This is a genomic window from Scytonema sp. UIC 10036 (genome assembly GCF_009725235.1).
In genome coordinates, this window is the sequence record NZ_WJFC01000173.1 from 1 (window position 1) to 14,637 (window position 14,637).

Below are 14,637 nucleotides of genomic sequence, written 5' to 3' on the forward strand. Positions count from 1 at the left end.
CCCTACTCCCTACCCCCTATTCCCCAGACGCTTGAGCTACCTGGCATTGGCTGCACAAGCCGAAAAATTCTAAGGTGTGGTAGAAAATTTTGAACTTATGTGTATCTTGCAACTGAGTTTCTAGGTCGTGGACTGGGCATTGATTAATTGGAATGGATGCACCACACTGGAGGCAGGTGAGGTGATGCTTGTCTTGCTGCGCTAAGCTGTAAAGGGCTTCTCCGTTACCCAATGTCCTCACTTGTACCATGCCTTCAAGTTTTAAGGCTTCTAAAGAACGATAAACGGTTGCCAACCCCATGCTTTGGTTGCGGTTGCGTAACTCCACATAAATATCCTGAGCGGATATACCCTGCTTGACGGTTTTCAGCAGATTTAGAATGCGATCTTGACTGCGCGTGCGAATGGCTCTCATAGACAACAACATACCATTGAGACTCTAGTATTTAACCAGTATTTTTTATACTGTCACCATGACTATTCTCTAGCTTAACCCCTAATAATGGGAATCTTATAGTCTCTTAGCAACAAGATTTTTTAAATTGTTACCTTGGCTAAGTTTTAGCTTAACTTTTAATAAGCAAAATCTTATATCTTCCACTTGCAGCAAAAGGATGTAGTATTACGATCGCAGTCTTTAGCTAAAGCCAGTGCAAAGGAAGTATCAAGCTAAAATTTATGTGACACTCCGTCCTTCAGTCCTAGACCCTGCTGGTGTAGCAGTGAACTCAGGACTGAAACAGCTAGGATATCACAATGTCGAGCGGGTGCGGATCGGTAAATACATTGAAATTACCCTCTCCTCACCTGATGAAACCACAGCCCGCCAAGATTTGGATCGGATGTGTGACCAAATGCTCGCAAACCCCGTGATTGAAAACTATCGCTTTGATTTGAGTGAAGTCGAAACAGAAACTAATGTGTACTAATGTTAGTGGTTAGTAGTGAGTTGTTAGTTGTTTGAAGCTACTAACCACTAACCACTAACCACTAACCCCTAACTAATTATGAAATTTGGTGTTATTGTTTTTCCTGGTTCTAACTGCGATCGCGACGTTGCCTATGTCACAAAAGACTTGATGGGACAACCAACTCGCATGGTTTGGCATCAAGACACTAACCTTTCCGATGTCGATGTCGTTATCATCCCAGGCGGTTTTAGTTACGGAGATTACCTCCGCTGTGGTGCCATAGCGCAGTTTTCTCCGGTTATGCCACAAGTTATAGAACACGCTCAAAAGGGTAAACCAGTTCTCGGTATATGTAACGGTTTTCAAGTGCTGACTGAGGCAGGGCTGCTACTTGGGGCATTGGTGCGAAATCAAGACTTACATTTCATCTGCGATCGCGTTAGAGTCAAAGTTGAGCGTACAGATCTTCCCTGGACGCAAAATTATCGAACAGGCGAAATCATTACATTGCCTATTGCCCACGGAGAAGGGCGATTCTATGCAGATGAGGATACCCTATCAGAGATAGAAGATAACGGTCAAGTGTTGTTTCGCTATGAGGGAGATAATGTCAATGGTTCGCTAAACAACATTGCCGGGATTTGCAATCTTCAAGGTAACGTCTTGGGGATGATGCCTCATCCTGAGAGAGCATCTGACTCCATGTTAGGCAATAGCGATGGGCTAAAGTTATTCCAGGGATTGTTAGAGAAAGCCGCCGCACTAGTATAGTCTCCTTTGTCTCCCTCGTTCCCAGCCTCAGGCTGGGAATGCAGAGCGCGAGGCTCCGCCTCGCACAGTGAGTTAACAACATTTCGTGGAAAGCTCGGATGTCAGTACATTGACAATGAATTATACTAAGTATTCACCGAACAAGCCATAGAAAAAGGCTAGGAGCAAGTAGAGTGAATACTATACAAACAGGTAACAACGAGTTGGTTTTTGTAGACTACAGCGATCTCCTTGACAAAATTTTACAAATTCTACGAAATCAGCAATCTAAAAACCTGTTTGGAGTATCGCCCGACGGTTTGAGACTACGCATTGATGTAGACGCTATAGCCAGTCAAGTAGCTCGGTTGCAGATTAGCAATCCCTTAGGTGCTGCAGCTAGTGGTGCGAAATCCGCTACCGTCAACTTGAGTCCGGGTTGTAAAGAATTATTTCCTGAGAAGATCCAAGCGATCGCAGATTGTGTCAAACAGATATTAGGAGATGCGATCGCCCTGCGCGAAGGCTCACCGACAGGAGAAGGTGGAGCTGCGCCCATCGCACAGCAAAGTTCTTCAACAAACGTAAAAGAGTTTGTAGAAAGTTTAGTGACAGACTTGCAAACCTTGAAAGGCGATACAGCTAGCTTAAACTTTACCTATCCGTTTAACTCCTACGAAGGTTTACAAAAGCAAAGATTAACGTTTCGAGATAAAAATCATAAAGATAAAGCCGTCTTAAGATTTCACAAACTAACAATTGCCGTACAAAAAACACGAGAATTTAACGAGCACTTAAAAAAAGGTTTAGAACAGTATATAAGAATTCAGTTTGCCTCTGTAAGTGAAGAAGAACAAGAAGAATTAGGGTATCTTCTTGAAGATTTATACAAAGATAAAGACAACCTGCAATTAGATTTTTATCGACTCAAGCGAATTATAGATACAGAAACCCTAGGGAAACTAAAGAAAAAAGCTCAAATAAACTATTTAGAGTATCTCTACGAGAATATTAACCCCGATACCAGTCGTAGCAATAGTGAAGCAGTTATTTATCTCCAAGACACAATTAGGAGATTGAGGCTGATTGAAGAATATATCAATGATGCTAATAAAGCAGATGGAGATTACCTAGTCAGCTATGCTGGTGTTTCCTTGAACTACAAAGATATTTTTTCCCGTGCAGAAGCCTATGAAATGCTACCAATTATTCCCAAAATAGAAGGATATTTGGGAGAAACAACAGATGATGAAAGAGGAGAAATCCAATTCATCTTAGGCGTTAAGCTCAAATTTGATGGCAAAGTACAAGCATACGGTGGTAAAAACGTATTTGCATACTATTTAAATTTGCTCGATCCTGAAAGCAAACAACATAAAGAAGAATTATCAGATCCTTTAAGAAAAGAAGTTTTTGCCAGAAAAATTTTAAAAATTCTCTTTCTTTACTATTGTCTGTTTGCAATTCACCCCAAAATATCGCAATTAGAGTACAATCCAATTTCTAATTTTGAGCAAAAAGTTGTACAAATCTTTAAACGAGACGATGAAAATGAAAAACAGAAAATTTTAAGCAATATTGTTAAATATTTTAAAGAATATAAAGTTCAAGAAAAAATTACTAATTTGAAAAATTTGCTTGTTCATTTGATTAAACCCGAACGAACTTTTTCTATCAAAGAATATCCCCAGCACCTTTCTATCAGTAAAGGAATCCTTGAAACAGACATTAACACAATTCTTCATCAAAATACATTTTTTAAATCGATTTTAAAAGGAAATCCAAAAGAAGTTATTAGATACATCTCTGTTGGTGATGCAAATGTTAAAGAAGATGTACTTTGCAGCCTTCCTGTCAAAATTACAATTACCGACATTCACTATGTAGCGACGGAAGACAAGCAAACCTTTAAAATGAATTACGCACCAGCAAATATAGGTGCATTGCCTATATTATTTTTACCTTTTTCAGATAAAAAATGTCAGGAAATTTACAGAAGTCATTTTCTCAAAAGAAAACTGTTATTATTTCCTTACCAATTAGAAAATAGTAAATTTGAATCTCAAGAACTATTTATTTATAGATTTACCTTTGCTTTGTTAACATACATATGTCTTAGAGTCTTATTACACCAACAAAATAGATTATTTATCCCAATTTTACGATTGCACCAGCATACAAAGGAAGATGATGCACCAATAGAAAAATTTGTTGCGTCATTTGCTCATGTTTTGTCGCATTTATTAAATGAAAGACATCGCTCTAACACACAGGGAGTTGACATTAGGGATTTACAAAGTAAAGGAAAGTTTAAAATACCCAATGTTTTGAGTTCTTTATACTCGGTATTACCTAAATCATTTTCCTTTGCTAATGCTTCAGAACTTCCAAAAAATATTGATAAGTTAGTCATTGTAATAGTTTCTAGTCGGGAAAGTGACAGAAGGTGGAATGGTTCTCAAAAAATATCAACCTTGATGGGAGAAATGTTGTTGCTAAGCTGTCAAAACGGTGCCGTCAGAGTTCAATTGCTAAAAACTTTTTCCGAGAACTACGAAAACCAACAAATTTTTAGGAATCCAACTGTTATTATTGATGAAGTTGCTAAGCTTTATCAACAAGGTTGCAGGCACTTTCTCTATATTGCAAAAGCTCCTTATACGAGTACCTTAAATCTGACAAAAACTGAAGATGATAGGCTCTTCTTTTTGTCGCAAGAAGTTATTGGAGCGTTTAAAGGACAGCATCAAGATATCAAAATTTACCCCATGTTTTTTGATAAATACTATGCTGTTAGGCTACAAAACATTGATGTCAGTTCATCCCTATATATTCAAGATACAGCAGAATTGACTAATCTCGTAGACGATCCTAGTAAAAAATCTGTTGTGTTCTTTAACTTATTTAATGGAGTTACTGTTGGAAATAGTCGCGATCGCTACTACAATGGTGTGATTTCTTACTCTACTTTTTTAAAAATTTATGAAGGCATACTGGATGATGAAGATATTTATAAGGGGCTCATATTTAAAGGGGAACTGAAAAATGAAATTTTGCAGTATTTAACTTTGTTTCACTTTTCTCGTTATGAAAAAGCGAAAGATATCAATCTCAAACTAGATCCTTATGAAAATTTGATTGGAGAGAACTCAGTTGGCTCATTGTCATTATTTAGCCATATGAGAGGTAAGGTAGATTTTAATTCTCTGGCATTTTTGACTGAGGTTAAGAAAATCTTGAATGTACATTTTGTATGAAAGAGAAATCTGTTGAATTTACCCCACCCTAACCCTCCCCTTTCCAAGGGGAGGGAACCGAAAATCTAATTTCCCCCCTTTTCAAGGGGGATTAAGGGGGGTAAATTCGACCTTAAAACCGAGGTTAAGAAAATATTGAATGTACATTTTGTATCAAGAGAAATCGGTTGAATTTACCCCACCCTAGCCCTCCCTTGGAAAGGGGAGGAACCGAAAATCTAATTTCCCCCCAATCCATCGGGGGGATTAAGGGGGGTAATTTATATGATAATAATTAACCGCAGATGAACGCAGATGCATGCAGATGTTTTTTTATACAAAAGGTTTAATGATTTAGGATTTCTATAGCTGACAAATTGCCTTGAAAACTTGTAGTAACTGCATTGCGTCTTCAGATTCCATTAAGTTAAGTATTGGCATTAACTGATACACGGGTGGATTTCCTTGTTTAATATAAACAAATTGATAAATCCTTCCATTTGTCGTTAGTCCCCAAACTGGTGTTTGCTCTTCTAGCTTTTCATATACATAAGTGAGCAACTGAGGTAACCCAGCTAACGCATCAATATCGCTGTTTTTAGCTTCAATCGCTAATACCCAAAAATAAGGCTGATTCTTTGCTAGTTTAATCTTATTGATTGCTAAAATATCTATCCTTCCAGTGATTCTGGTATCTTCGTCTTCAATAACGAGATCGGCAATATTCTCTTCCAATCCAATTTTTACAGGAGAGCGATAAAATCCAGCCAGTCGCATTAAGGGAAAGATTGTTAAAGCTTTTACCAGTCCTTCCAATACTTTGCTTTCTATTAAATAGTTATCAAAGTCTGTTTGGATTTGCAAAAGTTCTTGCTGCTCAAATTCAGTTAAAGGTTCTAAAGATAATAGTGAAGTAAATGAGTTATTATACTGTCTTTGAAAACCAAAGAATCGATGAACGTCTCCTATAGTTAGGTTTTTAGCTTGCAAAAGTGTCATAATTGAAAATTTTATGATAATTTATATTATACCCAGTTGCTAAACCTAAAAAAAAATATTTTCTTATAGATTTAATGGACATTCGCAAAGGAAAAACAACAATACAAAAACTACTCCCTTTAGTGCTATACGATTACCAATTTCCTTCTCTTTCTTTGTGTCCTTTGCGTCTTCGCGGTTCATTTAAAGAAAGAGCCAAAGAACAAGGAAAACCACTCATCATCTTGGATACGCTTGCAGACCAAGATTTTGCCACAAACCCAGCCGTTTTTCAACCCGGTGTCCGATTCTATGCAGGGATACCGCTCATCACTTCAGATGGCTACTCAGTGGGAACTCTCTGCATGCTTGACTTCACCCCACGCCAGCTAAAACATGAACAAATCGCTGGCTTACACGCTCTGAGCCGTCAAGTCATGAGTCAACTAGAGTTACGATTGGCTCTGCGAAAAGTGACTCAGACGAATCTTGCATTAACTGCTGTGTCTTGCGGCTGAGCTACCACAGTTGGGGAAACGTTTTTCTCGTCTTTAGTGCAACACTTTACCACTGCTTTGGGAGTACAGTATGCCTACATTGGGATACTCTTTATCACACAGGCAATATTTGATGTTAAATTACATATCATACATTTCTCCGACATAGTACTACTCCCTTCCCACTATAAGATTATCGATCTGCTTTTCCTCTTTTTTCGCGCTCTTTGCGACGCCCGGAGCTTCAAGCCGGGGAACCCGTCCAACGCACTGGCTCCAAAATGCGGTTCATTTAAGTACTAAAATGATTCCTCCAGTTACAGATAGTTTAAACAATGAATTTAACCAAGTAGACCAAAAATATCTTTAATAACAGGAGTATAAATGCTTATTCGCTTGGAAGCTAACGATCGCAAACAGCTAATTGATTTGCTGATAAATATACCTGAGTTACTAACCGAACGAGGGCGGCGGCAAATACTGGAAATTGCAGGTTTGGATGATTTTAGTAAAAGGATAGATTTGTCAGGAGACCCCAAAACTGTGGTCAGTCAAATTGTCAGCGTTCTATCTAGCTATGGTCGTATAAATGAATATCAAACAGCGCTGGAACTATTTTTGACAACTATAAAGGAATATATCGGTTACGAGCAGCAAGCCTTTATTGACCAACTATTAGACAAGTATCATATCGGGTTAAATAAAAACAAAATTATTTCGTCATCAGAAATTTCATTATCAGAAACATCTATTAATGATTTGAAAGAACAAAAGAGTTTATCCGGTCAGCAGCAAGAAAAACTACGAGATGCACTGATTAATACTTTTCCTAGAAAGTCATCACTGGAGCAGCTGTTATGGTTTGGGTTGAATAAAAATCTAGATGCAATTGCCGGAGGTGGTAATTTGGAAGATATTGTTTTTAATTTAATAATAACAGCTGCATCAGAAGGGTGGGTTGAAGACTTAATTCGTGCGGCAATTCAGAAAAACCCTGGAAATTCAAACTTACGCAATATTGCCCAAGAGTTATTGAGCGAGCGTTAAATGCTGGCACTTTATGCTAAAAAAGTATAGCTACCAATCTGAATGAGATTTTCAGTTACTAATAAATTACATCTAAATGGAGTGAAAGCGATCGCGGAAGAGTGAAATTATTTAGATAAAAAGGCTGAATTAGCTTTTATTACAAACTTATTATGATAATTCGATTAGAATCTAGGGACTATAATAGTTTAATTGAGCTGCTTGTAAATATACCTGAATTGGAAACGGAACGAGGTCGGCGGGTCATCCTAGAATCTGCTGGTTTGTTTGATTTTACTAACAGGATAAATTTCTCAGGCGATACCAAAACTGTTGTCAGTCAAATTGTCAGTTATTTATGTAACCATGGTCGTGTAAATGAAGCTCAAACAGCGCTGGAACTATTTTTAATAACTATAAAGAATGTTACGGGTTACGATCAACGAGCCTTTATTGATAAACTATTAGACAAGTATAAGCCTAGGTTAAAGGGGTTAGAAATCTCTGTTACTAGCTTTGATGCATCAGAAGTAAGAACAGATTACTCTAATGCGAATCCTTTTGTTCCCCTAGTAGGGAGAGTGGAAGATGCAAGACACTTTTTTGGGCGGAAACGAGAAATTCAACGGGTATTTGAGGTACTAGAAAGTGGTAGTAGCGTTGCTTTGATAGGAGAAGAGGGGATTGGCAAATCGTCTTTGCTATGGGCAATTTGCCAACAAGCTGAAACACTTCTTCAATCACCCCGCCAGCCCATTTTTCTCGATTTGAATGAAATCGGTAATGAAAGTGACTTCTACATTGCGTTGTGTGACAGACTCGATCTTCGTAAATCCAAGGGCTACGAACTAGCTCGTAGTTTACGAAAACATCCAAAAAAAGTACTGCTAGCTATCGATAATGTGGCGAAATTTACTTGGAAAGGATTTACTCGCCAAGTCCGAGATCAGCTACGTGCTTTAGCAGAAGGAAATGATGCTCCTCTGCGGTTGATTCTTGCTGCGAGCGAACCATTAGATAACTTATTTAATGACAGTCACGATGAAGTTAAAACATCACCGTTAGCAGGTATTTGCCAAGAGGAACAAATCAAGCGGTGGAATGAAACGACCATGCGTGTTTTTATTACCAACCGTCTGGCTGGAACTAGTGTCAGTTTTTCAGAAGAGACAATAACCCAACTCATGCAGCAAAGTGGCGGTCTTCCCAAACGACTCATGCAGTTGTGCTACCGAGCTTTTGCTCAGTATGTAGGAGGGGGTGTCTCATGAACCAACAACGTCCTGTTCCCCGTCTAGACTTAGCTCCCAAACTTCAGCGCCCCCTCTCCCTATGGAACCCACTAGATTATTTACACCTGTTGTACTGGGTCTTTTTCTTTCCTCAAGTATTGCGATGGTACGTAGACACTTTTGGTGGTGGATACATTCCAGAAGGAGAAATGAATTGGCGAAAGCGATGGGAGTTACTGCAACAAAATCCCATTCAACGTCAATTGCTTTTACAAGGGTTGTTGTTAACACTTTTTACGCCTCCAGTTTTAGGTTTGATTTTCCAATTAATAGGCTTTCCTATTAATTGGGTTTACGTGGTGATTGGCGTGGGGAGTGGCGTGGGGAGTGGCATAGCGAGTGGCGTGGCGTTTGGCATGGCGTTTGGCGTGGCAATATTCCGTCTAGATAATTGGCTTATTGGTTTACCGTTTGATCTGCAACACCTTCAAAAGAGTAGTTGGTTACTTCCGCGCATAACTTCGCTTCCTTTACCTTATCTTTCTGTCCGCTTACAGAATTGGCTTCAACAGGATTGGGAAATAGGTGTGCACAACGTTAATGAGCTGCTGACTTATACTTTGCAATTTATTCCTGTTGTGGAAGCTATTAATCGGGTACTTGCTAAGACTCCATCAGAGCAAATGATTTGGCGTGTTTCTCGGCTCGCTGACACTCCTTCTGATTGGCAAGTTATACGTTTTGCCTCAGCTTCTTTGGGTGCGATGCTTAAGGCGGAGACTATTAGAGGTATCTGGTTCTTACCTATTAACTGGCGGCGAAGGTTGCAGAGCAGTTTTGCCACAGATACACGACTAGATACCCCTGCTCGTGCGGCTGCGGCTGGTTTCTGGCATCTCTATAAAAAAGAAACCACGAAAGCGATCGCAGCTTTTGAAGTGGTGCGTTCTCTTCTCTACGGTGAGGAAATGTTTACACTTGCCCAAACTTTAGCTGCTCTTTATCGAGCAAGGGAACCAGCTACCATTGCTGCTTTACAAATACCCACTTTTCCACAAGAACCCCTACTACGTCCAAGAACTTGGCAAGCACTGACGAGTCTCCATCGCGTAATTGAGGATACCCAAGTTGTTCTACATAGCGTATCTCGTGCTGCTCGTTCCTTGGCTCTTAACCGCGCACAAGGAGAACTCAAAAATGTACTTGACAATGCCAACACCCTAGCGCAAGCAGAACAGGGATTAATAGTGGATATCGCCGAGACTTGGAAAGAAGCCTTACTATCAGTCGCTGGTGAGGTAGGGGAAATTTCTATTACCAAGCCTATCCGCAATCCCTACATTATTGGTGATCCTGTTGTGGGGGAACGCTTTGTTGGACGGGAAGATGTGATGAGACAGTTGGAGGAACTTTGGTTGATGGGTCAACAACTCCAGTCTGTGGTTATCTACGGTCACAGGCGGATGGGTAAAACCTCTATTCTGAAAAATGCTGCTAACGTGGTTGGATCTGGGGTGAAGGTGGCTTACGTGAATTTACTGGAAGTGGGAGATGCACCTTCAGGAGTGGGAGAGGTATTAATTGCTATGAGTGATGCAGTTTCTCTAGTCATGAACTTGCAACCCCCTCCTGATGAAGAACTTTTGAATCTTCCCCTTCCTACGTTTAGACGTTATTTACAAAAGGTTATAGAAACTTTAGATGCTACATCTTTAATTATCGCTCTAGACGAATTTGAGAAAATAGAAGATTTAATTGCTGCGGGAAAAATCCCTGTCGATTTTATGGGATTTTTGCGGGGACTGGTGCAAAAGAGATCTAAAGTTGCTTTTGCTTTCGCAGGTTTGCATACCTTGGAAGAAATGACGGCGGATTACTTCCAACCTTTCTTCGCTAGTGTCATTCCCATCCACGTTAACTTCCAAAAACGTGCTGCTACTCGCCAAATCTTAGCCAACCCAGATGAAGATTTCCCTCTTGACTACACCTTAGAAGCTCTAGATAAAATTTATGACCTGACTAACGGACAACCTTTTTTAGTTCAACTCGTGGGTTTTCAGCTAGTTCGCCGCTATAACGACCAAGTTTTTGAGCAGCAACGCCCCCGCGATCCTGTTTTTGGGTTGACAGACGTGGAAGCGGTTATCAATGAAGACTTCTTCAAGCGGGGACGTTATTATTTTGATGGTGTTTGGGGTCAAGCGGCGCGAGGTGCGGCTCATCAACAGGCGATAATTAGAGCGATCGCACCTCATGAAAAAGGGCTGAGTTTAGAGATTTTGTCTCATGCTATAGGTATTGATGGAGCTAGTTTACAGCCTGCACTTCAAACCTTAAAGCGTCATGATGTCATTGAAGAAATTGATGGGCGCTATCGAATTACCGTGGAACTCTTCCGTCGTTGGGTCGTACAATTCAGTGACCAGTAACCAGTGACCAGTGACCAGCTAAGAGAAGGTGAGGGAGCGTTACTCCTTCAAGCACAGGTCTAAGTAATTTAAGAAGCTTCAGGCAAAGGAATATCTATCTTCTCATCTTTTATAACCTCCCACGCACTGGGAACAGCAACATTTAACCACCACGACCAAAATTCCAAACGTTTCGCAGAATCTGATTTTCCAGAAATAGTCTCCCACACTGCACCATTTGCATACGCACAAGCAGCAAAGAAAGCAGCATCATTAGCTTCTGTATCTCGATTATCTGTCAGATTAAAATCAATCTCATCCGGGTCAAAATTTTCATCAAAAATTGCAGTATCAAGCGATGCAACTGCTGCACATCCAACAGTAAAAGCCATACTCGAATCGTCATAACCTAATTGTTGCATTTGTCGCCATAAATGTTGGCTCTCTTTTGCTGCGAAAGCTTTACTAACATCTCCAGAAATGACTTTTTCCGCTAGGGTAAGAATCTGTTGCGGTCTATCATCATTCTTGAATCTTCGATTCCAAATCGGGAGCACGTGACGGACTGTAGAGAGTGCTAGTGCTGTACGTCTTAGATGACCATTATCACCAAATGCCGCCCAAATAGCATGACGATAACCTAGATTTAAGTCATGCTGGGGATGACGATACACTAATTCTAAAGCCTCTTGAATCAGATTTTGTAGCTCAGAGGGAATCGCCATAAGCACCTTCCTTTACTTGCCCTAACTAATCTACCACTAGTCAGAATAAAATATATTTCTGACGCCGTTTTTTGAAAATTATTAGCTCTATCAATATCTGCCATTATTTGTGCAGCAATTACTGAATCAAAGTTGGAAACAAAATCTTGAATATTTGCTACAATTTCTACATTAGGCATATCTTTAAAGTATTTTAATATTCTTATATCTATAAAATTATCAATAATCTAAATAAAAATTAACAAAAAATAAAATAAAAAATCACATACTCTGCTAAAGCACTGGTTTAATAGAAGAAGTTGAAAAATTAGCAGAAATCTAAGTTTTTGAGCAACAACGTCCCCGCGATCGCGTTTTTTGAGCTGACAGATGTAGAAGCAGGGCTGAGTTTAGAGATTTTGTCTCATGCTACAGGGATTGATGGAGCCAGTTTACAGCCTGTACTTCAAACTTTAAAACGTCATGATGCCATTGAAGAAATTGATGGGCGCTATCGAATTACCGTGGAACTCTTCCGTCGTTGGGTTCTACAATTAACAGTGACCAGTGACCAGTAACCAGTGACCAGTCAAAAGAAGGTGAGCGAGTGTTACTCCTTCAAGCACAAGTTTAGAGAATAAGATGGATGACAAAGATTTTTACTCGGGTCTAATTCGACTTCACATTCTTCATCATGCAGTTCATGAGCCAATTTTCGGTTTGGGTATCATTGAGGAATTAGGGCGACACGGCTATAAGCTGAGTGCAGGAACCCTTTATCCAATGCTTCATGACATGGAACGCAAGGGCTATCTTCACTCAACCGTTGAACGTTCGGGAAGACATTCGCGCCGAGTCTATTGCGCGACGCCATTGGGTAAACAAGTTTTAGAGGACGCCAAACAAAAAGTTAAAGAACTGTTCGGAGAATTATTTGAAGATAGGAGTTAGGGAATAGGAACTAACACTTTTGAAACTTCAGGAAGAAAGCACATATCATGAAGCTTTATATGTTATATTATGTCCGCTTATATACTCTGAATAAAACTCACGCAAAGGCGCAAAGGCGCTAGGAAATTATGAAACTTTTATTATGGTTATGCTACCGGATATGATATCAAAGATCGGGCAATAATGGCAGGCGACGAACACGAATCCTGTTTGGCTCTACCGTCACAGCTGCACCCTGTTGCAACTCTTCCGAACATTCATTAATCACTTTTACTAATAAATCTGTCAAAGCTTGAGCACGTAATCTTTCAATGCGAATACGAATAACTGAGGGAACAGTTGCTTCATAAAGAGCTAATAACGTATGAAAGTCAGCGTCGAGCGTCACAACAACACGATCTTCCTCTATTGCTCTTTGAATAATCTCTGCGTCTTCGGCTGCGGATAGTCCAATCTCGCTTACGTGGATTGTGTCAATATTTACATTACTTAGCCTTGCTGCTGCAGAGCGTGGTAATCCTTCATCAAGCAACAGTTTCATAGCTTTGAGGTAGCTCAATAATGCGATCGTCCAAGTAGGAAGAGGCAAAAATTAAGGCTTGCTTAACGTCTTCTTCTTCCAGTTCCGGGAACTCTTGACTCAGTTCTTCTCGCTCTGGATAAGTAGCTAGTAACTCAATGACTCGACGAACTGTAAGACGAAGATTACGAATGCAAGGCTGTCCATTCATCCGATTGGGATTGCTGGTGATCCGGTCTAATTTCATTAGAATAACTATAGGCAAAATTGAGCTTTAATTACCAACATTGACAATAGTAGCGCAGCAACGATATATTTTTCCTCAAAAACTCCCGCAATTTTCAACGACACGGTTACAAGCTGAGCGCAGGAACCCCCAAAGCACGTAATGAGCCTCAACACCCAAAAAGAAGATTTTAGCTATGCTTATGTATATGCTGTCACCTCTGCTGCTGGTTATTCCCTACAAGCAGCCACACGTAGATTAGATGATAGCGGTATTGATGCCACCATTACTGTACCAGGAAAACTCAACTCTAAACGGCTGCCTCGGTTTGATGTACAGATTAAGTCAACATCCCAAGCTGTGACTAAAGAAGTATCTATCAAATACCCACTTAGTATCAAGAACTATGAGGAACTCCGCGAAGATGACCCCTTCGTACCACAACTCTTGATCCTGGTCATCATTCCAAATGATGTCAACGACTGGCTATCTCAGTCGGAAGAATCCCTATGCTTGAAACAGTGTGGTTACTGGCTATCGCTGCGCGGACATCCGCCAGTTGATAACCAAACAACTATCACCGTTGACATTAAGCGTCAAAATATATTTAGCCCCAATACACTTCGTATGATAATGGAACGCATTGCTGATGGAGAGCGACTATGACAGCTATTATCTTGGATGTAGAAAAATTTCAATATATCGATCCCCAACAAGTGGCAAGTTATCTTCAATCGCAAGGTTGGCATCAACAGCAAATTAAAGGTGACAAAGCCAACCTTTGGACTCTAGACGGTTTTGAAATTCTACTCCCCCTTAAACCAGAAATTGTTGATTTTAAGAGGCGGATGGCAGAAGTATTAGAAACCCTTGCCTTAGTAGAAAATCGTTCTCAAATTCAAGTTTTTAGCTCGCTCATTACCAATGTACCTAACATCACCATTCAAGGGTTAATCACACACATTGAAACACCATTGGCTGACACGATGAGTGGAGAAATTACATTATTTGGCGTAGTTGTTGATAGGCTGCGTCCAATCAAAACAGAATTAGCTGACCGTGATTATATACTAGCTATTAAGGCATATCAAGAGCGGTTACCAGTCCTTTGTACTGGAGATTTAATCAAAGATAAAGATATATTTCTTCTCAAAAATTCCCGCAATCTTCAAGTAGATAATATCTGAGATATAGCAAT

The 14,637-nt window shown here is 39.9% G+C and carries 17 protein-coding genes; 11 read left to right on the forward strand and 6 right to left on the reverse strand.

Going from position 1 to position 14,637, the window contains the following annotated elements; translation table 11 throughout:
- Window positions 1-16: 16 nt before the first annotated feature.
- The gene (locus F7734_RS46540; RefSeq protein WP_155751145.1) at window positions 17-415 is read right to left on the reverse strand and encodes a Fur family transcriptional regulator; all 399 of its coding nucleotides are present in this window, start codon (window positions 413-415) and stop codon (window positions 17-19) included.
- Between the two features lie 235 nt (window positions 416-650).
- Between F7734_RS46540 and purS the strand changes: the two genes are divergently transcribed.
- From purS to F7734_RS46555, 3 genes are all read left to right on the forward strand, one after another.
- Complete coding sequence (gene purS / locus F7734_RS46545) at window positions 651-929, forward strand: phosphoribosylformylglycinamidine synthase subunit PurS (RefSeq protein ID WP_166482581.1); 279 nt, start codon at window positions 651-653, stop codon at window positions 927-929.
- A 78-nt stretch (window positions 930-1,007) separates the two neighbouring features.
- The gene (purQ, locus tag F7734_RS46550) at window positions 1,008-1,682 is read left to right on the forward strand and encodes a phosphoribosylformylglycinamidine synthase subunit PurQ (protein WP_155751119.1); all 675 of its coding nucleotides are present in this window, start codon (window positions 1,008-1,010) and stop codon (window positions 1,680-1,682) included.
- A 173-nt stretch (window positions 1,683-1,855) separates the two neighbouring features.
- Window positions 1,856-4,918, forward strand: a complete 3,063-nt coding sequence (locus F7734_RS46555) for a hypothetical protein (protein ID WP_166482582.1) — start codon at window positions 1,856-1,858, stop codon at window positions 4,916-4,918.
- A gap of 342 nt (window positions 4,919-5,260) precedes the next feature.
- On the opposite strand, the gene F7734_RS46560 is transcribed toward F7734_RS46555, so the two are convergent.
- On the reverse strand, window positions 5,261-5,896 hold the full coding sequence (locus F7734_RS46560; RefSeq protein WP_155751120.1) for a restriction endonuclease subunit R: 636 nt from the start codon (window positions 5,894-5,896) through the stop codon (window positions 5,261-5,263).
- 74 nt (window positions 5,897-5,970) lie between these two features.
- Here F7734_RS46560 and F7734_RS46565 point away from each other — a divergent pair, with 74 nt between their 5' ends.
- The 4 genes from F7734_RS46565 (at window position 5,971) to F7734_RS46580 (ending at window position 11,059) form a co-directional block, all read left to right on the forward strand.
- Window positions 5,971-6,393 carry a GAF domain-containing protein gene (locus F7734_RS46565; protein WP_155751121.1) on the forward strand — a complete coding sequence of 141 codons (423 nt, stop codon included), beginning with the start codon at window positions 5,971-5,973 and terminating at the stop codon, window positions 6,391-6,393.
- A gap of 363 nt (window positions 6,394-6,756) precedes the next feature.
- Entirely contained in the window at window positions 6,757-7,419 is a 663-nt protein-coding gene (locus F7734_RS46570) for an effector-associated domain EAD1-containing protein (RefSeq protein WP_155751122.1), read from the forward strand.
- A 152-nt stretch (window positions 7,420-7,571) separates the two neighbouring features.
- Complete coding sequence (locus F7734_RS46575; protein ID WP_243147445.1) at window positions 7,572-8,669, forward strand: AAA family ATPase; 1,098 nt, start codon at window positions 7,572-7,574, stop codon at window positions 8,667-8,669.
- On the forward strand, window positions 8,666-11,059 hold the full coding sequence (locus F7734_RS46580; RefSeq protein WP_155751123.1) for an ATP-binding protein: 2,394 nt from the start codon (window positions 8,666-8,668) through the stop codon (window positions 11,057-11,059). The genes F7734_RS46575 and F7734_RS46580 overlap by 4 nt, the downstream gene beginning before the upstream one ends.
- A 68-nt stretch (window positions 11,060-11,127) precedes the next feature.
- Here F7734_RS46580 and F7734_RS46585 read toward each other — a convergent pair whose 3' ends face one another.
- Window positions 11,128-11,763, reverse strand: coding sequence for an Imm5 family immunity protein (locus F7734_RS46585; RefSeq protein ID WP_155751124.1), 636 nt, complete (start codon window positions 11,761-11,763; stop codon window positions 11,128-11,130).
- Entirely contained in the window at window positions 11,733-11,942 is a 210-nt protein-coding gene (locus tag F7734_RS62505; RefSeq protein WP_207714371.1) for a hypothetical protein, read from the reverse strand. Before F7734_RS62505 ends, F7734_RS46585 begins: the two co-directional genes overlap by 31 nt.
- 147 nt (window positions 11,943-12,089) lie before the next feature.
- Here F7734_RS62505 and F7734_RS46590 point away from each other — a divergent pair, with 147 nt between their 5' ends.
- On the forward strand, window positions 12,090-12,320 hold the full coding sequence (locus F7734_RS46590) for a hypothetical protein (RefSeq protein ID WP_155751125.1): 231 nt from the start codon (window positions 12,090-12,092) through the stop codon (window positions 12,318-12,320).
- Between the two features lie 64 nt (window positions 12,321-12,384).
- Window positions 12,385-12,693: a PadR family transcriptional regulator gene (locus tag F7734_RS46595; RefSeq protein WP_155751126.1), complete on the forward strand. Its 309-nt coding sequence runs from the start codon at window positions 12,385-12,387 to the stop codon at window positions 12,691-12,693.
- A 166-nt stretch (window positions 12,694-12,859) separates the two neighbouring features.
- On the opposite strand, the gene F7734_RS46600 is transcribed toward F7734_RS46595, so the two are convergent.
- Together F7734_RS46600 and F7734_RS46605 are read right to left on the reverse strand one after the other, a co-directional pair.
- Window positions 12,860-13,234, reverse strand: coding sequence for a DUF5615 family PIN-like protein (locus tag F7734_RS46600; RefSeq protein ID WP_155751127.1), 375 nt, complete (start codon window positions 13,232-13,234; stop codon window positions 12,860-12,862).
- On the reverse strand, window positions 13,218-13,460 hold the full coding sequence (locus F7734_RS46605) for a DUF433 domain-containing protein (RefSeq protein WP_155751128.1): 243 nt from the start codon (window positions 13,458-13,460) through the stop codon (window positions 13,218-13,220). The genes F7734_RS46600 and F7734_RS46605 overlap by 17 nt, the downstream gene beginning before the upstream one ends.
- A 141-nt stretch (window positions 13,461-13,601) precedes the next feature.
- Between F7734_RS46605 and F7734_RS46610 the strand changes: the two genes are divergently transcribed.
- Window positions 13,602-14,105 (forward strand): DUF4365 domain-containing protein, encoded by a 504-nt coding sequence (locus tag F7734_RS46610; RefSeq protein WP_155751129.1) that lies wholly within the window; start codon window positions 13,602-13,604, stop codon window positions 14,103-14,105.
- Entirely contained in the window at window positions 14,102-14,626 is a 525-nt protein-coding gene (locus F7734_RS46615) for a hypothetical protein (protein WP_155751130.1), read from the forward strand. Before F7734_RS46610 ends, F7734_RS46615 begins: the two co-directional genes overlap by 4 nt.
- Window positions 14,627-14,637 lie beyond the last annotated feature (11 nt).